General features: G+C 62.1%; 16 protein-coding genes. 7 read left to right on the top strand and 9 right to left on the bottom strand.

Translation table 11 applies throughout. The annotated features are described in order from the left end of the window. Positions 1-163: 163 nt before the first annotated feature. From HP556_RS03745 to HP556_RS03720, 6 genes are all read right to left on the bottom strand, one after another. Positions 164-2,797: an EAL domain-containing protein gene (locus HP556_RS03745; protein WP_175365965.1), complete on the bottom strand. Its 2,634-nt coding sequence runs from the start codon at positions 2,795-2,797 to the stop codon at positions 164-166. A 269-nt stretch (positions 2,798-3,066) separates the two neighbouring features. Continuing rightward, positions 3,067-3,852 carry an ABC transporter ATP-binding protein gene (locus HP556_RS03740; protein ID WP_175365964.1) on the bottom strand — a complete coding sequence of 262 codons (786 nt, stop codon included), beginning with the start codon at positions 3,850-3,852 and terminating at the stop codon, positions 3,067-3,069. Then, positions 3,849-4,622, bottom strand: coding sequence for an ABC transporter permease (locus HP556_RS03735; RefSeq protein WP_093761596.1), 774 nt, complete (start codon positions 4,620-4,622; stop codon positions 3,849-3,851). The genes HP556_RS03740 and HP556_RS03735 overlap by 4 nt, the downstream gene beginning before the upstream one ends. Positions 4,623-4,751: 129 nt before the next feature. Then, positions 4,752-5,666 carry an ABC transporter substrate-binding protein gene (locus HP556_RS03730; RefSeq protein ID WP_244628698.1) on the bottom strand — a complete coding sequence of 305 codons (915 nt, stop codon included), beginning with the start codon at positions 5,664-5,666 and terminating at the stop codon, positions 4,752-4,754. Between the two features lie 135 nt (positions 5,667-5,801). After that, positions 5,802-6,551: a histidine utilization repressor gene (gene hutC, locus HP556_RS03725; protein WP_338117528.1), complete on the bottom strand. Its 750-nt coding sequence runs from the start codon at positions 6,549-6,551 to the stop codon at positions 5,802-5,804. 14 nt (positions 6,552-6,565) lie between these two features. After that, positions 6,566-7,945, bottom strand: a complete 1,380-nt coding sequence (locus tag HP556_RS03720; protein ID WP_210269051.1) for a formimidoylglutamate deiminase — start codon at positions 7,943-7,945, stop codon at positions 6,566-6,568. Between the two features lie 95 nt (positions 7,946-8,040). Between HP556_RS03720 and hutI the strand changes: the two genes are divergently transcribed. The 4 genes from hutI (at position 8,041) to HP556_RS03700 (ending at position 12,564) form a co-directional block, all read left to right on the top strand. Next, a complete protein-coding gene (gene hutI, locus HP556_RS03715; protein ID WP_175365960.1) occupies positions 8,041-9,267 on the top strand; it encodes an imidazolonepropionase in 1,227 nt (408 codons plus the stop codon). Positions 9,268-9,277: 10 nt separating this feature from the next. Further along, the gene (gene hutU, locus HP556_RS03710; RefSeq protein ID WP_175365959.1) at positions 9,278-10,951 is read left to right on the top strand and encodes a urocanate hydratase; all 1,674 of its coding nucleotides are present in this window, start codon (positions 9,278-9,280) and stop codon (positions 10,949-10,951) included. Between the two features lie 9 nt (positions 10,952-10,960). Next, positions 10,961-11,530: a HutD/Ves family protein gene (locus HP556_RS03705; RefSeq protein ID WP_175365958.1), complete on the top strand. Its 570-nt coding sequence runs from the start codon at positions 10,961-10,963 to the stop codon at positions 11,528-11,530. Positions 11,531-11,682: 152 nt separating this feature from the next. Next, positions 11,683-12,564, top strand: a complete 882-nt coding sequence (locus HP556_RS03700; protein WP_175365957.1) for a LysR family transcriptional regulator — start codon at positions 11,683-11,685, stop codon at positions 12,562-12,564. Between the two features lie 186 nt (positions 12,565-12,750). Here HP556_RS03700 and HP556_RS03695 read toward each other — a convergent pair whose 3' ends face one another. Continuing rightward, positions 12,751-13,710 carry a phospholipase D-like domain-containing protein gene (locus HP556_RS03695; RefSeq protein ID WP_175365956.1) on the bottom strand — a complete coding sequence of 320 codons (960 nt, stop codon included), beginning with the start codon at positions 13,708-13,710 and terminating at the stop codon, positions 12,751-12,753. A 74-nt stretch (positions 13,711-13,784) separates the two neighbouring features. Then, positions 13,785-15,128, bottom strand: coding sequence for a TAXI family TRAP transporter solute-binding subunit (locus tag HP556_RS03690; protein WP_175365955.1), 1,344 nt, complete (start codon positions 15,126-15,128; stop codon positions 13,785-13,787). 190 nt (positions 15,129-15,318) lie between these two features. On the opposite strand from HP556_RS03690, the gene HP556_RS03685 reads away from it, so the two are divergent. The 3 genes from HP556_RS03685 (at position 15,319) to feoB (ending at position 19,372) form a co-directional block, all read left to right on the top strand. Continuing rightward, the gene (locus HP556_RS03685) at positions 15,319-17,112 is read left to right on the top strand and encodes an ABC transporter ATP-binding protein (protein ID WP_175365954.1); all 1,794 of its coding nucleotides are present in this window, start codon (positions 15,319-15,321) and stop codon (positions 17,110-17,112) included. 89 nt (positions 17,113-17,201) lie between these two features. After that, complete coding sequence (locus HP556_RS03680) at positions 17,202-17,489, top strand: FeoA family protein (protein WP_175365953.1); 288 nt, start codon at positions 17,202-17,204, stop codon at positions 17,487-17,489. After that, the gene (gene feoB, locus HP556_RS03675) at positions 17,486-19,372 is read left to right on the top strand and encodes a ferrous iron transporter B (RefSeq protein WP_175365952.1); all 1,887 of its coding nucleotides are present in this window, start codon (positions 17,486-17,488) and stop codon (positions 19,370-19,372) included. The genes HP556_RS03680 and feoB overlap by 4 nt, the downstream gene beginning before the upstream one ends. Positions 19,373-19,393: 21 nt before the next feature. On the opposite strand, the gene HP556_RS03670 is transcribed toward feoB, so the two are convergent. Further along, positions 19,394-20,986 carry a gamma-glutamyltransferase family protein gene (locus HP556_RS03670; protein ID WP_175365951.1) on the bottom strand — a complete coding sequence of 531 codons (1,593 nt, stop codon included), beginning with the start codon at positions 20,984-20,986 and terminating at the stop codon, positions 19,394-19,396. Positions 20,987-21,032 lie beyond the last annotated feature (46 nt).

Below are 21,032 nucleotides of genomic sequence, written 5' to 3'. Positions count from 1 at the left end.
GGGAGCACGACGACAACTGTCTTCGTTACAGCGGCAATGTCATTCGCTGGTACGAGTGTATTCGAACTCCAGTAGCTAAGAAGTTCGTTCGATCTCATCTTGAAGGGCCGGAATACCGGATGTCGTTAACAACGCGTTAACGACGGTCGTCAATTTCTCGAGATTACATGGCCGCGAGCGCACCCGGCCACATTTCCTCTTGCGCAGCTTCGGCCCGGCGCTCGTCAACCAGCGCCGCCCAGCGTTCGGCATGGCGGGCCACCAGCCAGGCTTCGAGATCGAATGCGGACAGTGCAGGCGAGTACAGGAAACCCTGAATGACGTCGCAGCCCAGCCCGGCGAGAATCCTGCGCTGTTCTTCGGTTTCGACGCCTTCGGCCACGACCGTCATGTTGAGGCTCTGCCCGACGCACACGATGGCGGTGGTGATTGCCAGAGCACAGACCTCGGTCTCGATACCGCGCATGAAGCTGCGATCGATCTTCAGCTCGCGCACCGGCAAATGCGCCAAGCGGCTCAAGCTCGAATAGCCCGTGCCGAAATCATCCATCGACAATCCGATGCCAGCCGCGCGGATCTGCATCATGATCTCGATCGCGGTTGTGTGTTCGCTCATCACCGCGCCCTCGGTGACTTCGAGCATCAGCCTGTTCGGCGCCAGCCCGTTTTCCGCGATGATGTCGGAGATCAACGTCGGCAATCCCGGATTCAGAAAATTGATCGGCGACAGGTTGACCGAGACGCAAGGCACATCGAGCCCTGCCTTTTGCCACGCCGCAATCTGCCTGCATGCCTCGCGTAGCGACCAGACACCGATCTGCTCGATAAGGCCGCATTCCTCCGCGAGCGGAATGAACTTGGCCGGTGACACATCGCCCAATACGGGATCATGCCAGCGCGCCAATGCCTCGACACCGTACAGATCGCCGCTGCCTGCGCGGATCTGCGGCTGGTAGTGCAACCGCAGGCCGCCTTGTGCAAGCGCGTGGCGCAAAGCAGCGCTGAGACGAAGGCGCTCCTCATTCACGCGGTCCATGTCGTTGCTGAAAAACCGATGCGTGGAGCGGCCGGCCTGCTTCGCCTTGTACATCGCCGCATCGGCATATTTCAGCAGACTATCGAGATCGCGGGCATTGTCCGGAAACATGCTGATGCCGGCGCTGGCAGAAATCGGCACCTGATGGCCGCCGAGCTGCAACGGAACCGACAGTGCCTCGGTGAGACGGCCCGCGATGCGGGATGCATCTGCCGCGATACAGTTCGGCATCAGGATGATGAATTCATCGCCGCCTTGACGACTGAGGATATCGCCGGGTCGGATATGCTGATGAAGCCGCTGTGTGACGGCGACCAGCAAGTCATCGCCGACAGCATGCCCGAGCGTATCGTTGACGTCCTTGAAGTGATCCAGGTCAAGAAATATCAGCGCCATCTGCGCATCTGCGGAGCATTCCGCGACGGCGCGCTCCATCAACTGGCGCATATGGGTCCGGTTCGGCAGACCGGTGAGCGCATCGAAATAGGCAAGCCGCGAGATTTCGTTGCGCGCTTCCTCCCGCTCGATGGCGACCGCGGCGAGATGAACACAGGCATCGACGATGCCGTGATGCAAGCGGCTGGGTCTGCGACATTCCCTGAAATAGAATGCGAACGTGCCGATGACGCGCCCATCCCTGGTCTTGATCGGCATCGACCAACAGGCCTTCAGACCGGAAGCCAGCGGCGCGCTGTTGTATGGCAGCCAGAGAGGATCGTTTTCGATATCGGTGACCAGAACAGGCTCGCCGCGAAAGGCAGCGGTCCCGCAAGACCCGACATCCGGTCCGATGGCAATGCCGTCCAGCGCCTGCGCATAACCTGCGGGGAGGCTTGGCCCTCCCAAAGGATGCAGCAATCCCGCGGAATCGACATGTAGCACCGAACAGACGACATCGGGCGCGATCTGCTCCACCTTCCGGCAAAGATTGTCCATCACATCGAGCAGCGGCTGCTCATCGGCCAGCGCTTCGAGGATGTGATGCTGCAGCGACTGAAGCTGCTTGCTCTCGGTGATATCGGTCATCAATGCGACGAGGTGCTGGAGTTTTCCATCCGCACCGTGAATCGCGTTCAAGGCAACCGAGACCCAGACCTCGTTGCCGGCTTTGTCGTAAAGGAGAATTTCGTCTTCAGCAGAACCTTCCGTTCTGATCTGCCGGTCCAGATATGCGAGCGTCGCCTGGCTGGTATATGCGCCGACGAGGAATTCCTCCGGGATGAGTCCCGTCGCCTCATCCAGCGCGTAGCCGAACATGCCGGTGAAGGCGCCGTTGACATAGCAGATCCGTGCATCGCGACCCGCGATGTAGATAGCGCGTTTCGTCTTGTCGACCACGAGAGCCAGCGGGATAATTTCTTCCCTGCGCTTCACTTCCTCCGTCACATCGCGGACGAAGCCCATATAGGTGATCTCGCCATTCACCTCGACCCGCGACATCGACAACGATCCCCAGATCTCGCTGCCGTCCTTGCGTTCGATTTTCACCTCGCGGCTGTGACCGACGATGCGATTGACGCCGGTCGCGCGGTTCGCGGCGATATATCCGTCATGCTGCGACCTGATGGCCATCGGCACCAGAAAGCCGATATTTTGCCCGAGCACTTCATCGCGCTCATAGCCCCACAACCGTTCGGCGGCGGCGTTGAAATGGGTCACGGTATTCTTGCTGTCGATCATCACGACAGCATCGATGGCCTGCTCCAGCCCGGCGAGGAGCGTCCTGGCAGCATCACTCTGGTCGACATGCACCAACGTCATAAACGCAACTCGCAATTACTTTGCTCAAACCATCGGACCGTCTTTGAAATGATCCGATCACCGGCTTTCAGCCGAGGTGGTGCAATCGTATGTGCGAGACGTCGCCAAATTGTTTTGCGCGGCGCCCGAGTTCCCGGCGGCCGCGAACGTACTTAAGGTTCGGATAAAACCACGCAGCCACAGCGGGACACGTAAGCAACGACGCAACCTTCGATAGATCGCGCGCCGTTTAAGCGGTATCCTGACGCCACTGATGCGGCCAGAGAATCCTAGTGGGCTTCAGCCGCGAGCACTGCCTCGACACGGATTTCTTCCGTGAGCCGTGCCTTGAGATCGGAAAAAGCCGGGCTGGTCTTGATTGTGTAGTGCCGCGGATGCGGCAGATCGACCGGAATGTCGGCCTTGATGCGACCGGGACGCGCCGACATCACCACGGTGCGCGACGCGAGGAACACCGCTTCCTCGATATCGTGGGTGACGAAGATCACTGTCTTGCGCTCGCGCTCCCAGATGCCGAGCAGCAATTCCTGCATCAGGGCGCGGGTCTGGTTGTCGAGCGCGCCGAACGGCTCGTCGAGCAGCAGGATTTTCGGATCGTTGGCGAGCGCGCGTGCAATGGCCGTGCGCTGCTGCATGCCGCCTGAGAGTTGCTTCGGGAAATGATTGGCGAAACTGGTGAGGCCGACTTTCTCCAGCCACTCGCCGGCAATGCGCGTGCGTTCACGTTGCGAGACGCCGCGCTCGCGCAGACCGAAGGAAATATTCTCCGACACCGTGAGCCAGGGAAACAGCGTGTAGGACTGGAACACCATGCCGCGATCGGCGCCGGGACCAGTAATCGCCTTGCCGTCGAGCATGATGCGGCCGCTGGTCGGCGTATCCAGCCCGGCGACCATGCGCAGCAGCGTGGACTTGCCGCAGCCGCTTGGTCCGAGGATCGTGACGAAGTCGTTGTCCGCAACGGAAAGATTGGTCGGCTCCAGCGCACGCGTCGGCGTGCCGCCGCGCACGGCGGGGAAAATCCGCGAGACGTTGTCGATGACGAGCTTGCTCAAATGATGCTCCACGGAAACAAGCGCCGGTTCGCAGCCTTGAACGCATAGTCCGAAATCAAACCGATGATGCCGATGACGATGATGCCGAAGATGATCTGGCCGGTGGCCAGCAGCGCTTGGCTGTCGATGATCATGTGGCCGATGCCCGAGGACGAGCCGATCAGTTCGGCGACGATGACATAGGTCCAGGCCCAGCCGAGCACGAGACGGAGAATTTCCGCGATCTCAGGCGCGGCGGATGGGATGAGAACGCGCTTGAGCACGCCGGCATCGCGCGCGCCAAGCGTCAACGATGCCTCGACCAGATCGCGGCGGACGCTGCCGACACTGACAGCGACCATCAGAATGAGCTGGAATACCGAGCCGATGAAAATCACCAGCAGCTTCTGCAATTCGCCGATGCCGGCCCACAGGATCAGGAGCGGAATGAAGGCCGAAGCCGGCAGATAGCGCGCGAAGGAGACGAAGGGTTCGAGAAAGGCTTCGATCGGCTTGTAGGCGCCCATCAAAATACCGATCGGCACCGCGAACAGCGCCGCCAGCACGAAGCCGCCGATCACGCGCCAGATGGTCATGCCGATATCGTGCAGGAAGCCCTGCTTCACCAGCAGAAACCAGCCGTCCTGCAGCATGGTCCAGGGATTGGCGAGAAAGGTCTTGGAGACGAAGCCACCAAAGGTCGCATAGGACCACGCAGCCACGAACAGCACGAAGAACGATATGCCGAGCACGACGCGCGCGGTGGATGAAATGGGGGCAAGTGGCTTCATGCTGCGTATTCGATGCTCATGACCGTCATTGCGAGGAGCTCTTGCGACGAAGCAATCCAGTCTTCCTTAAGCAGAGCTGGATTGCCGCGTCGCTTCGCTCCTCGCAATGACGGAAGCGATGGCGGAGATTTACTGAATGAAGCGCGGATCGGCGAGCTTCGACAGATCCGGGATTTCCTTGATCACACCGATTTCGAGCAGCAGCTCGGCCGCTTCCTTCGAGAACGCCAGGTGCTCGCCGGCGAAGAACTTCTTGTTCGCCTCCTGATCCTGCCAGCGCAGATACTGCGCGGAGGCGCCGAACTTCTCGCCGGTCTGCTTCACGTCAGCGCCCATGATCTCATAGGACTTGGCCTGGTCGGCCTTGATCATCGCGACGGCCTCGAAATAGCTCTTTGCCAGCGCCTTCACGGCACCTTCGTTATCGGCGATGAATTTCGGCGTGCAGCCGAAGGTGTCCATAATCATCGGATAGTCGAGCGTGGTGGCGATGATCTTGCCAGCTTCCGGCTTCTCGCGCACGGCAGAAAGATATGGCTCGTAGGTCATGGCCGCATCGTTCTGGCCGGCGATGAAGGCCTGTGCTGCCGGACCCGGCTCCATATTGACGACGGAGACATCCTTCACGCTGAGGCCGTTCTTCTTCAGGAACCAGGCGAGCGTGAAATAGGGCGCAGTGCCCGGAGCCGATGCGGCAACGGTCTTGCCCTTCAGGTCCTTGATCGTTGCGGTGCCGGCGCGCACGGCCATGCCGTCGGCGCCATAGGACTTATCGAGCTGAAACAGCTGCGTGGTGGCGACGCCGTTGGCATTCCACACCACCCAGGTCTCGACCGTGGTTGCGGCGCATTGCACATCGCCCGATGCGATGGCGAGATGGCGGCTGGCCTGCGGGACTTTCTTGATGGTGACGTCGAGACCGTTCTTCGCAAAGATGCCGGCTTCCTTCGCCAGCGTCAGCGGCGCAAAACCCGTCCAGCCGGAAATAGCGATGGTCACCTTGGTCTGCGCCGCAGCCGGGGTCGCAACGAGAGCCGCGAGCATGGCGGCGACGGAAACTCCAATCAACTTCATAACGCACTCTCCTCAGCCAGATTTAGAATGATACTGCATGGCAACATGGCGGATTGCCAGAGTCAATTTGCGCGGCTATGCCGCGGCAGATGATTCATATCGTCCTCATGATCGCAGCCCCGTCGGCGTGAAGCGTGCGGTGAGCTGATACAGATCGTTCGGATAGGTGACGCGCACCGATGTGATGATCTTGTTCTTGCGCCAGGTGCGGCGCTCGACCACGAGGCACGCGGCTGGCTTCTTCAGCGTCAATGCCTTCAAGGCGACATCATCGGCGAGAGATGCCGTAATCCGGTGTTCAGCCTCATTCCACGGGACGTGACCAAGCAGCCAAGTACCGGGCGGCACGCGCGTGAAATCGATTTCAGACGCAGGCGGCACCACGTCGAGATTGATCAGGCGCTCTTCCAGCGCGAAAGGCCTGCCCTTGGCAATGTGCCGACAGCTCAACACCAGCACGTCGCAGCTCTTGTCGATGCCGAGACGTTCGAGATCGTCCTTGGTTGCCTTGCGCCGCTTGCGCGTCAGCAACTCATAAGCATAGGCCTCGCCGCGTTTGGCGATTTCGGCCTGGATATCCGGAATATGCAGCACCGCCGACTGCACCAGCGGCTTGGCGACAAAACTGCCGACGCGGCGCTTGCGCTCGATGATGCCGGCGGCGGCGAGACCTGACAGCACCTTGTTCACGGTCATCCGCGAACAGTTATAGCTCTCGACCAGCTCATGCTCGAACGGAATGCGATAGCCGGGCGGCCAGCGGCCGGAAAGGATCTTCTCTTCGAGATCGGCGCGGATGCGCTGATACAGCGCCTGCGGCGCGGCCTGCGCTTTTCCATTTGCCGACTTTGACACGCGCGCTGTCGCCATCAGAGTTTTGCCAGCCGCTGCACGACGCGCCGATAGCGCTCGGTGATGGATGCGCGTTTGATGTGGCGTCCGCTGTTGACGACCTGCTTGCCGCCGACGAAGACGTCGGAGATCGCCGACTTGCCGGCGACAAAGGTCATGGTATCGAGCCAGCGGTCGCCGGTGACGGCACAGAGATCGGGATGCGCGGTGTCCAGCACGACAATATCCGCACGCTTGCCAGCCGCAAGTGCACCGATATTGCGGCCTGACGCCTGCGCACCGCCGACCAGCGCATGTTCATAGAGCGCACGGCCGGTGGATTCACCTTCATGGCGCGCCACGGCATTGCGGACGCGATAGGCGAGACGCTGGCTGTATTCGAGCTGCTTGAGTTCGCCGGGCGCCGTGATCTCGATATTGGAATCGGAGCCGACGCCGAACACGCCGCCGGCATCGATGAGGCGCGGACCTTCAAAAATGCCGTCGCCGAGGCTGGCTTCGGTGAGCGGGCACAGGCCGACGACGGCACCTGCTTTCGCGACACCGGCGGCTTCTTCATCGGTCATATGGGTCGCGTGGATCAGCGCCCAGCGCCTGTCGACGGGCATGTGATCCAGCAGCCATGCCACCGGCCGCTTGCCTGACCAGGCGATACAGTCCTCGACCTCTTTGGTCTGCTCGGCCACGTGGATATGGATCGGACCATCGGGCACCGCCTTGAGGACGTCATTCAACGTCTCCGGCGTGATCGCGCGCAGAGAATGCGGCGCGATGCCGATGGCGGCGTCATCGAGAGGCGCGATGGCCGCGCCGGATTTCTCCAGCAGCGCCAGAAAGCGCGCGGGATCATTGACGAAACGGCGCTGACCGTGGATCGACGGCGCGCCGCCGAAGCCGCTGAAATTGTAGAAGGACGGCAGCAGCGTCAGACCGATGCCGGTCTCGCCAGCCGCCGCCGCGATGCGTCCCGCCATTTCGGCAAGATCGCTATAGGGTGCGCCGTTTTCATCGTGATGCAGATAGTGAAATTCGGCCACCGAGGTGAAGCCACCTTCCAGCATCTCGGCATAGGCGAAAGCCGCGATGGCCTCGACATCGTCTGGCGTCAGCGTATCGATGAAGCGATACATCAACTGCCGCCAGGTCCAGAAACTGTCCTGCGTGGCACCGCGGATTTCGGTGAGGCCGGCCATGCCGCGCTGGAACGCATGGCTGTGCAGATTGGGCAATCCCGGCAGCACCACGCCGCTGATGATTTCAGCGTCAGCGCTGCTCGAATTCGCGGCAACGGCCGTGATGGTGCCATTCTCGATTGCGACAACGACGTCGCGCGCCCAGCCTGACGGCAGCAGCGCGTGCGCAAAGAACAGCCTTTTTGCAGCACGTTGCGTGCCCATAGCGATTGCCTGTTGCATTCAAAAGACGCTCGACAATAAGCGAGGCCGCTGATTATGTATAGACATACGACGTCCCGAATTTACGGCAGTCCGTCATGACCTTCGATACCATCTGGACCAATGCACGCCTTGCCACCATGGCGCCCGGCCAGCCCGGCCTCGGGATCCTGGAGGATGGCTGCATCGCAACAAAGGATGGCCGGATTGCTTACGCTGGTCCTGCGTCAGACCTGCCGCCGGATGCCGACGCCAAGACACGGATCGATTGCGAGGGCCGCTGGATCACGCCCGGCCTCGTCGATTGCCATACCCATCTGATCTATGGCGGCAACCGCGCCAGTGAATTCGCGATGCGGCTCGAGGGCGCGAGCTATGAGGACATCTCGCGCGCCGGCGGCGGCATCGCCTCGAGCATGAAGGCGACGCGTGCGGCCAGCGAGGCGCAGCTCGTCGCCAGCGGATTGAAGCGGCTCGATCATCTGCTCGCCGAAGGCGTCACGACCATCGAGATCAAGTCGGGTTATGGGCTCGACAAGGAGACCGAGATCCGCTGCCTCACAGCGGCGCGGCAGCTCGGCCGTGCGCGCGACGTCTCCGTCGTAACATCGTTTCTCGGCGCGCATGCGATGCCGCCGGAAGCGGGTGGCGACAAGGACGCCTATATCGACACGGTCATCGCCGAAATGCTGCCGGCGATTGCCGAGCTGAAACTCGCCGACGCCGTCGACGCGTTCTGCGAAGGCATCGCGTTTTCGCCAGAGCAGACGGCGCGGGTGTTCGACGCCGCCAAGAAACTCGGCCTGCCCGTGAAACTGCATGCCGACCAACTGTCCAACCTTCACGGTGCTAAACTCGCCGCCGAGCATAACGCGCTGTCGGCCGACCATCTCGAACATACGGACGAAGACGGCGTCGTCGCGCTGACCAAGGCCGGCACCGTCGCCGTGGTATTGCCGGGTGCTTACTACACCCTGCGCGAAACCCAGGCTCCGCCGATCGCGCTGTTTCGCAGGCATGGCACGCATCTCGCGCTGGCCACCGACAGCAATCCCGGCACCTCGCCGCTGACCTCGCTGCTGCTGACCATGAATATGGGCGCGACACTGTTTCGCATGACCGTCGACGAATGCCTGCTCGGCGTGACGCGCGAAGGCGCGCGGGCACTGGGCAAGCTGAGCGAAGTCGGCACGCTGGAAGCGGGCAAAGCCTGCGATCTCGCCATCTGGGACATCGAACATCCCGCCGAGCTGGTCTACCGCGTCGGCTTCAATCCGCTTCACGCCCGCGTCTGGCACGGCCGGACCTCCGCGAAATCCAACTAAGGACATCATCATGGATCGCAGCAAGAACAGCCGCATCGTCCGCAGCCCGCGCGGCACAGAGCTTTCCGCCAAGGACTGGCTCACCGAAGCGCCACTGCGCATGCTGATGAACAATCTCGATCCGGAAGTGGCCGAGAACCCGAACGAGCTGGTGGTCTATGGCGGCATCGGCCGCGCTGCACGCAATTGGGAAGCCTTCGACCAGATCGCTAAATCACTGCGTGAGCTCAATGCCGACGAGACGCTGCTGGTGCAATCCGGCAAGCCGGTCGGCGTATTCAAGACGCATGCAGATGCGCCGCGCGTGCTGATCGCCAATTCCAACCTGGTGCCGCGCTGGGCCACCTGGGAGCACTTCAACGAGCTCGATCGCAAGGGGCTGATGATGTACGGCCAGATGACGGCCGGCTCGTGGATCTATATCGGCTCGCAGGGCATCGTGCAGGGCACCTACGAGACCTTCGTGGAAGCCGGCCGCCAGCATTACAATGGCGACCTCTCCGGCAAATGGATCCTCACCGCCGGTCTCGGCGGCATGGGCGGTGCGCAGACGCTGGCGGCGACCATGGCCGGCGCGTCGTGTCTGGCGGTCGAGTGTCAGCCGAGCCGCATCGAGATGCGCTTGAAGAGCCGTTACCTCGATGTGCAGGCGAAAGACCTCGACGACGCCCTGGCGATCATCGAGAAGGCCAATAAAGAGAAGAAGCCGATCTCTGTCGGCGTGCTCGGCAATGCGGCCGACATCTTCCCTGAACTGGTCCGCCGCGGCGTCAGGCCGGATATCGTCACCGACCAGACCTCGGCGCATGATCCGGTCAACGGCTATCTGCCGAAAGGCTGGACGCTGTCCCAGTGGGAAGCCAAGCGTGCCACCGATCCCCAATCCGTCGAGAAGGCGTCGCGCAAATCGATGAGCGAGCATGTCCGCGCAATGCTGGACTTCCACAAGATGGGCGTGCCGACGGTCGACTATGGCAACAACATCCGCCAGATGGCGAAGGAAGAAGGCGTCGACAACGCGTTCGACTTCCCGGGCTTCGTCCCCGCTTACATCCGTCCGCTGTTCTGCCGCGGCATTGGCCCGTTCCGCTGGGCTGCTCTCTCAGGCGATCCCGAGGACATCTACAAGACCGACGCCAAGGTGAAGGAGATCCTCGGACACAACAAGGCGCTAGTGAACTGGCTCGATATGGCACGCGAGCGCATCCAGTTCCAGGGCCTGCCGGCGCGGATCTGCTGGGTCGGCCTCGGCGATCGCCATCGCCTCGGCCTCGCCTTCAACGAGATGGTGGCTTCGGGTGAGCTGAAGGCGCCGATCGTGATCGGCCGCGATCATCTCGACTCCGGTTCGGTCGCAAGCCCGAACCGCGAGACCGAAGCGATGAAGGACGGCTCCGACGCCGTCTCCGACTGGCCGCTGCTCAATGCGCTGCTCAACTGCGCATCTGGCGCAACATGGGTGTCGCTGCATCATGGCGGCGGCGTCGGCATGGGCTTCTCGCAGCATTCCGGCATGGTCATCGTCGCCGACGGCACGCCGGAAGCGGCCAAGCGCCTCGAACGCGTGTTGTGGAACGATCCCGCCACCGGCGTGATGCGCCACGCCGATGCAGGGTATGAGGAAGCCATCGATTGCGCAGAGGAACATCACCTCAATCTGCCATCAATGCACGCCAAGGGCTGAGTGCGGCGCATGCAAATCCTGCGCGCCGCGAACTACAAGGTGATGCCCTGGAAGAACGGGCTGGGATCGACCACGGAGATCGCGATCTTCCCGGCGAATGCAGAGCTGGACGATTTCGACTGGCGCGTCAGTATGGCGCAGGTGACGAGCGACGGACCGTTCTCGTCATTTCCCGGGATTGATCGTACACTTCTGGTCATCGATGGCGCCGGCATCGACCTCAATGTCCACGGCCGCGCATCTGTGCGCATTGATCGCAGTACGATCCATTCCTTCCCGGGCGATCAGCAAACGTCAGCGTTACTGATCGACGGCCCCATTACAGATTTGAATGTGATGAGCAGGCGCGGGATCGTCTCACAGCATGTGAGACGCATCAACGTCATGAAACGTCAGGATTTTATAGTTTCTGCACAAGCGTTTCTGTTCGTTGAGCATGGCACTGCGACCGTACGGTCGGCATCGACCGTCGACAGCCTGTCGGCGCATGATGGGCTGCTTGTGGAACAAGGATCAGCACCTGTCGCGATTGAGTCCGATGCGACGGCGCGTGTAGTCATCATCGAATTCGGTAGATAGCCGCCACACACTGATTTTGATGACGCCATAAGTTCCCGAAATGCCATCCAAATCAAATATATAACCAAGAGTGATTACGCCTATATGATTGGTGGAGAATCGCGACACCACTTGGTCCGACTCATGGCGCAATTGCGAGGCTGGATATTCAAATGCACAAGCGGCATCTCAATATTCCGATTGAAATTGTTCGTACCGTCGTTGCCATTTCAGAAACAGGTAGCTTGACCAAGGCTGCGGAGCAATTGGGGTTGAGTCAGCCCGCGGTGAGTTCGCAGATCAAGCGCCTCGAACAACTTGTTGGCGGTTCGCTGTTCAGCAAGACGCCGAACGGAAGTTGTCCGACCGATCTCGGCAAGCTGGTGCTTGCGCAGGCGCGCAAGATCATCGAGGCCAACGATCAGGTGCTTGCGCTCGGCGGAGCCGATAATCATGTCGACCGGCTTCGTTTGGGCCTGAGCGTTGTCCTCGCGCAGCGCTTCGTCGCCGAGCAGAGCCTGAGCAACCTCAATGACATCCATATCCATGCCGGAATGTCCACCGAGATTGCGACAGCATTGATCGACGGCCATATCGACGTCGGGTGTTTTTTCCAGCGGGGAGAAATCAGTGCCGATCTGGCTCCGCTCATTGTCGATGAATCCGAGGACCGGCTGGCATGGGTTCGCTCGAAATCATTCGTGCTCAGCCCCGGCGCACCGATCCCAATCGTCACCTGGACCAATGACGACTGGATGATTCATACGCTCACGCGGCATGGCCTTTCCTATCGGATTGCCTTCAGCAGTCAGGACTACAGCGCGAAGAAAGCCGCCGTCGAAGCCGGCATCGGACTGACGGCTGTTCCCAGCCGGATCATTCCGCCGGGACTGGTCTGGGCCAGGGACTATTACTTGCCGGAGCTTCCGACCATCAAAGCGCTGCTCTGCATTCGCCCGGGTATGACATCGCCGCGTGTCCTGGAAATCAAGGATCAGCTCTCGGCGATGTTCCTGCGCCCCGCACTGCCCATGGAAAACGACAAAGTTGCCTAGCGAAGCCGCATATTTCAGAGAGCAGGCCGAGCGCTGCGAAAAGCTGGCGCGGGAGATTGATGACCCCGTGGTTCGCGAACGACTGCTGAACCTAGCCACGGAATATGCTCGCCGCGCGGAAAGGAAACCTGTGCAGCCCCGAGCCCGGCAATCGCCGCGGCCGGATCGGCGCTGAGCGACAACGAGCTACTGCCGGATGCCGTGTTTTTCCAGATCCGCCTGCACCGCCTCGTCGGAGAGGTCGAGCTTGCGCGAATGTTTCCAGTCGTGATGCGAGGTCTCGACGAGACGCTTCACAACATGGTGCGCATCGGTCTCAATGGCCAGTTCGCGGCGATCGTCAAAACTGCCCGGCGTGAGATTGATGGAACCGACGATAGCGCGTTCCTCGTCGGCCAACAGCATCTTGCCGTGCAGCTTCATGTCATTGAGCCGGTGCACCTTGGCGCCGACGTCATGCATGATGCGCAGCCCCCCGATACCCTCGATCAGCTTGTTCTTCTTCAGCTTGTGCGGCTGCCGCGCCATGATGTGGACCTGAACGCCGCGCAGCACCGCGCGAACCAGCCGCTCGATGATGTCCGTGTCCTGATAACGCTCGTTCTGGATCCAGAGCGTGTCCCGCGCGGAATCGATGAAAGCGCCGATCCGCTCGCGGCCGTTGTTCGGGCACCAGATCAGTTGCGAGTCCGGGTTCGGTACGAAATCCTGCTTCGCCCAGTCGGCCTCGAAGCAATCCACCATCTCGGAAATTTCGAGCTTCTTGGTCGTGGTCACCGCGTAGTCGCGCGTCTCGGTGAGATCGCGGGTTTCCCAGTTCAGCGACTCGACGAAGCCCCACTCATGATCGATCACCATCGACTTCTGATGGGTCAGCGCGAAGGCCGGATTGCTGTCACGGACCTCGACCCCGGCCGCAGCCAGTGCCGCGGCGGTTTCGTCATTCTCGCTTTCGCCATTTCGCCGGGCCGGATTGAGCATGACGCGCACTTTCACGCCGCGCCGCTTCGCCGCGATCACCTCATGCAGCAGCGTCGGATCGGTGAACAGGAACATCCGGATGTTCAGGCTGCGCTTTGCCGCCCTGATCGGATCGATGATGCACTGCGCGGTGTCATCCGGAAACACGAGCAGGTTATGCGTCATGATTGACCTCTCGCGAGAAATAAAGGTGCCCGCAAACGGCTGTTGGTTCTGCAAAACAGCGTCATGGCCTGGAACTACGTCTCCGACTCTATACTTGAATGCGGCGCGGCAGAAAATGGGGCCCGCGCCAGCGCCGAACGGCGGTGATGAATGAGGTTATCGAGGCGCTGTGCCGAAGAGACCAGCGTCGCCATTTCAAGTGCATCGTCATCATTGCGCATGGTCTTCGCCAATTGCGCGCTGAGAAGATCGTCGACCTCCTGCTCGATCGCGCACAGTTCCGCATCGTCCGCCGCCGCCCGGATCCGGCGCGGCAATGCATAAAGTGCATTGAGTGTCGCCTCACGGTGGTCGGGCGGGCGGATGCCGAGGAATTTCCAGGCGGCAGCCAGCACAGAGGCAAGGGCGCCAAGGATCATGGGGGCGAGATAGATGTCGTCGCCGTATTTGTCCATGAAGCTCTGCTCGGTACCGTTGTAGTAGGCAGCAGCGCCGGGATGAATGGGGATAAAGGCATCGGGATCGGTGTCGGCAGCGGCGATACCGGCCAGTTGCGGTTGCCCGGCGATCAGGTCGCGGCGCGCCGCGATCACCATTTCGGTCAGACGCGCGATCAGGCTGGAATGGAGCTTCTTGTTCGCGACCAGGTAGTAACTGACCCGAAGCGTTGTCACGTCATCATCCGGGACGGGCGGCGCGCCGCGCAGCGACCCTTTCGGAATGTCGAAGCTTTCATAGGCGCCGTTGGCATCGGCAATGGCGCCGGCGGCATCGATCGGGATCAGCACGGGCGCGCCGGTTTTGAACAGACCGCGCACCAGGGACAAATACTTCTCGGTCAGCGGGATCACCACCAGCAGGGCGCCGACTTCCTTGGCTTCCACCGCGCGCCGGGTATCGCTGACCTCAAGATTCTTGAATGTGACCCTCGCGCTCGTCAGGTCGTATTGCTTGGTGAGCGCATCGACCAGCCTGCGATTGACCTCGCCGCCCACCACACCGACGGTGCGGCCGCGCAGGCCTTCGACGCTGGTGATTTTCGAACCGGGAGGCGCGATCAGCATCACCACCGCCTTGGCCATGACGGCAACGGCGCGCGCCTCGGAGAGATCGCCGACATCGGCCCGGACGACAGCGAGATCGACCTTGCCGGAGGAGAATGCCTTACCCGCATCGACGGCGTTGCCGAAGGTCTCGAAATCCAGCCGGATGGGCGACTTCCTGGTGGCGAAATGGCTGGCGATGATCGATGCCGTCTTGCCGGCTTCGCCATCGATCGACCCGACCGCCAACTTGAGCACGGTCGGACGCTCGATATAGCGCCAGGTCAGAAGGCCGCCGCCCACCACCAGACCGAGGATGCCGGCCAGCAGAAGCACCCTGCCCCAGAACGGGAAAGCAACGGATCGCACGTTCATGTTCGGTCCTGCGCAGCCCTGCCAAATTAACTGACGCTCCTGCCCGCATGCCACAATGCGCGGGCTGTCAGCAAAAATCCATCTGTACCTGACTACAGTTAAGACCCGCTAACCGACGGCGGCTATATACTGCGGCCGCCCGGACTGCTCATGATTCCCGGCCTGGCCGTGTTGCTGGAGACAATGTTCGATGACTCGTCTGGTACTCGAGATGCTCCGGCCCTATCGCGGCTGGTTGATCATTGTCTTCCTCGCCATGCTGGTCGAGATCGCCATGAGCCTGGCCGCGCCCTGGCCGCTGAAACTGGTGCTCGATGACGCGCTGGGCAGCCATCACCTGCCCGCTTGGCTGGACTGGGCCCATGACTATGGCATCGGCCGCCACACGCTCGGCGTCGCACTGTTCGCCGGCATCGCCACCCTGGTCATCGCCGTGATCGGCGCGATCGCCACCTACATCGACAACTACTATTCGACATCGGTCGGCCAGTGGGTGGCCAACGACCTGCGCATCCGCATCTATGCGCATCTGCATCGGCTGTCGCTGCGCTACTACGACAAGGCCAAGACCGGCGCGCTGATGTCCACGATCACCACCGACGTCACAACGCTGCAGAACTTCGCGTCATCGTCGACGCTGGATATCCTGCTCGATCTCATCACCATCGTCTTCATGATCGGGCTGATGTTCTGGCTCGACTGGGATTTTACGCTGATCGCGCTCGGCATCACGCCGTTCCTGATCGTCTTCGTGTTCCATTTCAAGCGCGCCGTGAAGGAAGTCACGCGCACGGTGCGGCAACGACAGAGCGAGATTGTCGCCGTGGTCCAGCAGGGCCTCGGCCAGGTGCGCGCAGTCACGGCCTTCGGCAGGCAGGATCTCGAACTGGCGCGGCTGGAGGCCGCCAGCCATGCGACTGTCGAGGCCGCCATGAAGGCGCGCCAGGTGAAATCACTGCTCTCGCCTGTGGTCAGCATCGTGGTGGCGTTCTGCACCGCCATCGTGCTGTGGAAGGGGACCTCGCTGATTGTCGCTGGCACCATGACGGCTGGCGCGCTCACCGTGTACCTCGCTTATCTCGCGCAGTTCTTCAAACCGGTGAAGGACCTCGCCAGCATGACCAGCGCGATCGCGCAGACCACCGTGGCGCTCGAGCGGATCCAGAACATCCTGGCCGCCGACGATGTCATCGTGGAAAAATCGGGTGCGGTCGATCCCGGTCGCGCCAAGGGAGCCATCACCTTCGAGAACGTCGCCTTCTCTTATAGTGAAGAGGCCAGCGTGCTCCGCGATGTTTCGCTGCATATCGAACCTGGCCAGATCGTCGGCGTGGTCGGGCCGACCGGCTCCGGCAAATCCACGGTGCTCAGCCTGATCCCGCGCTTCTATGACCCGACATCGGGGCGCGTGCTGATCGATGGCGTCGATGTCACCGACTACAAACTCTCCGCCCTGCGCGCCCAGGTCGGCTTCGTGCTGCAGGAGACGGTACTGTTCCGCGGCACGATCCGCGAGAACATCGCTTATGGCCGGCCCGGCGCCACCGATGACGAGATCGTTGCCGCCGCCAAGATCGCCAATGCCGACGAGTTCATCAGCCGCATGCCACACGGTTACGACTCCATGGTCGGCGAACGCGGCGACACGCTGTCCGGCGGCCAGCGCCAGCGCATCGGCATCGCGCGTGCGGTGGTGCGCAACAGCCCGATCATGATCCTGGACGAGCCGACAGCAGCGCTCGATCCGGAATCCGAGGCGCTGGTGATCGAGGCGCTGCGCCGGCTGATGCAGGGCCGCACCGTCATCATGATCGCGCATCGGCTTTCGACCATTCGCGACGCCGACAAGATCATCGTGCTGAAAGAAGGCGTCGTCGCCGAGCAGGGCTCCAACGACGAACTGATCGCCCAAGGCGGCATCTATGCAGAACTGGTGAAGATCCAGCAGCGGGTAGTGAACGAGCAGTCCGCGGGCGCATCGTAAGCGGTGCCGGAACGCCTCTTTATAATCATTCTAATAACATACGTGCGTTTGTCTTGACCTTGTCAGGACGCTGCTCGACAAGGTCGGGCATGACCGTCCACCAGACTGCATCCGAAACATCCATACACGAATTGCGCCTCGGCAATGCGCCGCGCGGATTCATCGGAACCATCGTGGCGTTGCAGCCCGATATTGCAGGCGCCGCCGAGAGCGGCCACGAGCTCGAACGGCATCTGCTGGAAATGGGCTTCACCGAAGGTGCGCGCGTCGAGATCCTGCATCAGGGTGCCATCCAGCGCGATCCGATCGCGGTGCGCGTCGACAATATTACGATCGCCGTTCGCCGGCGCGAAGCCATGGCAGTTGTTGTGAAATGACCCATACAGACGTGACCACCGAGCGCTTTCATCTCGCGCTGGTGGGAGCCCCCAATAGCGGCAAGACATCGCTCTTCAACGCACTCACCGGCAGCCGCCAGAAGGTGGCCAACTATGCGGGCGTCACCGTCGAGCGCAAGGCGGGCGCCTTTGTGACACCGGCCGGCCGTCAGGTGACGCTGCTCGACCTGCCCGGCACCTATTCGCTGCGCGGCCGCAGCCCGGATGAAGAGATCACCCGCGATGTCGTGCTCGGCAAGCGCCCCGGCGAAGCCGCGCCCGATCTGGTCCTGTGCATCGCCGACGCCACCAATCTACGGCTCACGCTGCGGCTGATCCTCGAGCTCAAGCGCACCGGCCGCCCGCTGCTGGTGGTGCTCAACATGTTCGACATCGCGCAGCGCCGCGGCGTCAGCATCGATGTCGATGCGATGTCAGCGGCACTCGGCGTGCCGGTGATCACCTCGATCGCGGTGAAGAAGGCCGGCGTCGAGGAATTGCGCAAGCGCACCGACGAATTCGCCGCCAACATGCCGGCAGTTACCACAGGCGATGGCTGGAAGCCGCTCGGCCTGTCCGAGATGAAGGTGCTGCAGCGCGAGGCTGACCGCATCATCCGCGAAACCGTCACGATGCCGACCAAGCCGGACACGCTGACCACGCGCGTCGATGCCGTGGTGCTGCATCCAGTCGCCGGTCTCGCGATCCTCGCGCTCATTCTGTTCGTGATGTTCCAGGCGGTGTTCTCCTGGGCGCAGCCGCTGATGGAGCTGCTGTCGGATTCCTTCGGCGCGCTGGGCACGCTGGTGGCACAAGTGCTGCCTGAAGGAATCTTGCAGAGCTTCCTGCAGAACGGGTTGATCGCCGGCGTCGGCAGCGTGCTCGTGTTCCTGCCGCAGATCATCATCATCTTCCTGTTCATCCTGCTGCTGGAAGATTTTGGCTACATGGCACGCGCCGCGTTCCTGATGGACCGCATCATGGGCGGCGCCGGTCTGCATGGCCGCGCCTTCATCCCGCTGCTGTCGAGCTTCGCCTGCGCCATCCCCGGCATCATGGCGACGCGTGTGATCGACAACCGCCGCGACCGCCTGACCACCATCCTGATCGCGCCGCTGATGACCTGTTCGGCGCGCATCCCGGTCTATACGCTGATCATCTCCGCCTTCATCCCGGCGGAAAACGTCTGGGGCTGGGTCAATCTGCAGGGTCTGGTGATGTTCGGGCTCTACATCGCCGGCATCGGCAGCGCCCTCGCCGCGTCCTTCGTCATCAAGTTCTTCATGTGGCGCGACTACCAGCCGGCGCCCTTCATGCTGGAATTGCCGGACTACAAGCTGCCGCGCATCAAGAGCATCGCCATCGGCGTCTATACCCGCGCCAAGATGTTCCTGCAGCGCGCCGGCACCACGATCCTGTCGATGATGATCCTGATCTGGTTCCTGGCCTCGTTCCCGCAGGCACCGGCCGGCGCCGAAGGGCCGGCGATCAATTACAGCCTGGCTGCGATGATCGGAAAATTCCTGGAGCCGTTCTTCGCACCGCTCGGCTTCAACTGGCAGATCGCGGTGGCGCTGATCCCCGGCATGGCGGCGCGCGAAGTCGCGGTCGGCGCGCTCGGCACCGTCTATGCGATCGAAGGCGGCAAGGAAGCGGCTGACGCCATCGGCCAGGCGCTGGCCAGCAAATGGAGCCTCGCGACGGCTCTGTCGTTCCTGGCCTGGTTCATCTTCGCCCCGCAATGCGCCTCGACACTGGCCGTGATCCGCCGCGAGACCGGCAGCACCAAGTGGATGGTGGTGACGTTCCTCTACATGTTCGCACTGGCTTATGTGGCGAGCCTGATCACCTACACGATCGCGAAGGCTGCCGGGCTGGGTTAGCCCGACCGCAGTTGCATCGCTTTAGTAGCCAGCCGCGAGCCCATCCTTGCGCGGGTCGGAGCCGGCGACGTAACCACCGTCGATCCTGCGCACGAGCTGCGCACCGCCGAAACCGAAGGCGGAGTCCGGCGGTTCGCGCTCGATGACATGGCCACGGCTGGCGAGGTCTGCCGCGACATTGTCCGGCACCGCCGTCTCGATCGCCACTTTCAACCCAACCACATAGCGCCAGCGCGGTGCATCCGCGGCGGTCTGCGGATCCTGCCCCCAGAGCTGCATGCGCAACATCATCTGCAGATGGCCCTGCGCCTGCATCGGGCCGCCCATTAGGCCGAAGGCCATCAGCGGCTCTTTGCCCTGCATGACGAAGCCCGGAATGATGGTCTGGAACGGGCGCTTGCGCGGGCCGACCTGATTGGGATGCCCCTCAGTCAGGACGAAACCGAAGCCGCGATTCTGCAGGCTGATGCCGGTGCCCGGCACGACGACGCCGGAGCCGAAGCCGGAATAGTTCGACTGGATATAGGACACCATCATGCCGCTGGCATCGCCGGTGGACAGGCACACGGTGCCGCCGGTCTTCGGTGCGCCAGCGCCGAAATCCTGAGCGCGACTCATGTCGATGAGCTTGGCGCGCGAGGCGAGATAGCTGGGATTGAGCAGATGCGCGACGGTGACATCGTGCATGTAATCGAGATCGGCGGCATAGTCATAGACATCGGCGAAAGCCAGTTTCGTGGCTTCGATCTGCAGATGGAAGGCATCGCCGCTGTCGAGCACAAGACCGTCGGTGCCGTAGGCCCGCATGATTCCCAGCGCCATCAGCGCCGCGATGCCCTGCCCGTTCGGCGGGATCTCATGCAGCGAGGCATCGCCGAAATCCTGATGGATGGTGCCGCACCAGTCATTGCGATGCGCGGCCATGTCGGCCTCGTCGAGCACAGCGCCATGTTCGCGCGCAAAGGCAGCGATACGCTGCGCGAGTTCGCCGCGATAGAAGGCTTCGCCTTTGGTCGATGCGATCAGCTTGAGCGAATAGGCGTGACCGGGTGCGCGAAACAATTCGCCCGCCGCAGGCGCCCGCCCGCCCGGCATGAAGGCCTCGGCAAAGCCGGGCTGGTTCTTCAACTCCTCCGCGCCGCGGCGCCAGAGTTCGGCGATCACAGGCGAGACGTGGAAGCCGTTTTCCGCATAGGAGATCGCGGGCTCGAACAGCTCCGCGAAGGGCAGCTTGCCGAAGCGTTCGGACAGGTCGACCCAGGCCGAGACGGCGCCGGGCACGGTGACGCTCTCCCACCCGCGATGCGGGAATGTCTTGTGATTTGCAAATCGCTCCGGCTTCCATCCCGCCGGCGACCGGCCGGATGCGTTGAGGCCATGCAGCTCCTTGCCGTCCCACAGGATGCAATAGGCGTCCGATCCGATGCCGTTGCCGGTCGGCTCGACCACGGTCAGCGTGATCGCTGCCGCGAGCGCCGCATCCAGCGCATTGCCGCCGCGCTCCAGCATGCGCAACCCGGCCTGCGTTGCCAGCGGCTGCGACGCCGCCACCACATTGCGCGCCATGACCGGCGAACGGCGGGAAGCGTAAAGGCCATCATGTCTGTATTGCATCAGTTCAGGCTCTCTTCAGGACTTTGCAGATCAACGCGTCTTCTTA

Origin of the sequence: Tardiphaga robiniae, assembly GCF_013359755.1 — a bacterium.
GTDB classification, from domain to species: domain Bacteria; phylum Pseudomonadota; class Alphaproteobacteria; order Rhizobiales; family Xanthobacteraceae; genus Tardiphaga; species Tardiphaga robiniae.
The sequence above is the reverse complement of the archived record's forward strand: the minus strand, read 5'-3'. Positions and strand labels throughout refer to the sequence as shown.

Bases quoted from the DNA above. Each gene is read 5' to 3' on its own strand.
- HP556_RS03680 (WP_175365953.1), top strand. From the start codon at position 17,202: ATGACCGTCCACCAGACTGCATCCGAAACATCCATACACGAATTGCGC.
- HP556_RS03690 (WP_175365955.1), bottom strand. From the start codon at position 15,128: ATGAACGTGCGATCCGTTGCTTTCCCGTTCTGGGGCAGGGTGCTTCTG.
- hutI (WP_175365960.1), top strand. From the start codon at position 8,041: ATGACCTTCGATACCATCTGGACCAATGCACGCCTTGCCACCATGGCG.
- HP556_RS03670 (WP_175365951.1), bottom strand. From the start codon at position 20,986: ATGCAATACAGACATGATGGCCTTTACGCTTCCCGCCGTTCGCCGGTC.
- HP556_RS03730 (WP_244628698.1), bottom strand. From the start codon at position 5,666: ATGCTCGCGGCTCTCGTTGCGACCCCGGCTGCGGCGCAGACCAAGGTG.
- HP556_RS03735 (WP_093761596.1), bottom strand. From the start codon at position 4,622: ATGAAGCCACTTGCCCCCATTTCATCCACCGCGCGCGTCGTGCTCGGC.
- HP556_RS03720 (WP_210269051.1), bottom strand. From the start codon at position 7,945: ATGGGCACGCAACGTGCTGCAAAAAGGCTGTTCTTTGCGCACGCGCTG.
- HP556_RS03700 (WP_175365957.1), top strand. From the start codon at position 11,683: ATGCACAAGCGGCATCTCAATATTCCGATTGAAATTGTTCGTACCGTC.
- HP556_RS03705 (WP_175365958.1), top strand. From the start codon at position 10,961: ATGCAAATCCTGCGCGCCGCGAACTACAAGGTGATGCCCTGGAAGAAC.
- feoB (WP_175365952.1), top strand. From the start codon at position 17,486: ATGACCCATACAGACGTGACCACCGAGCGCTTTCATCTCGCGCTGGTG.
- HP556_RS03685 (WP_175365954.1), top strand. From the start codon at position 15,319: ATGACTCGTCTGGTACTCGAGATGCTCCGGCCCTATCGCGGCTGGTTG.
- HP556_RS03745 (WP_175365965.1), bottom strand. From the start codon at position 2,797: ATGACGTTGGTGCATGTCGACCAGAGTGATGCTGCCAGGACGCTCCTC.
- HP556_RS03695 (WP_175365956.1), bottom strand. From the start codon at position 13,710: ATGACGCATAACCTGCTCGTGTTTCCGGATGACACCGCGCAGTGCATC.
- hutU (WP_175365959.1), top strand. From the start codon at position 9,278: ATGGATCGCAGCAAGAACAGCCGCATCGTCCGCAGCCCGCGCGGCACA.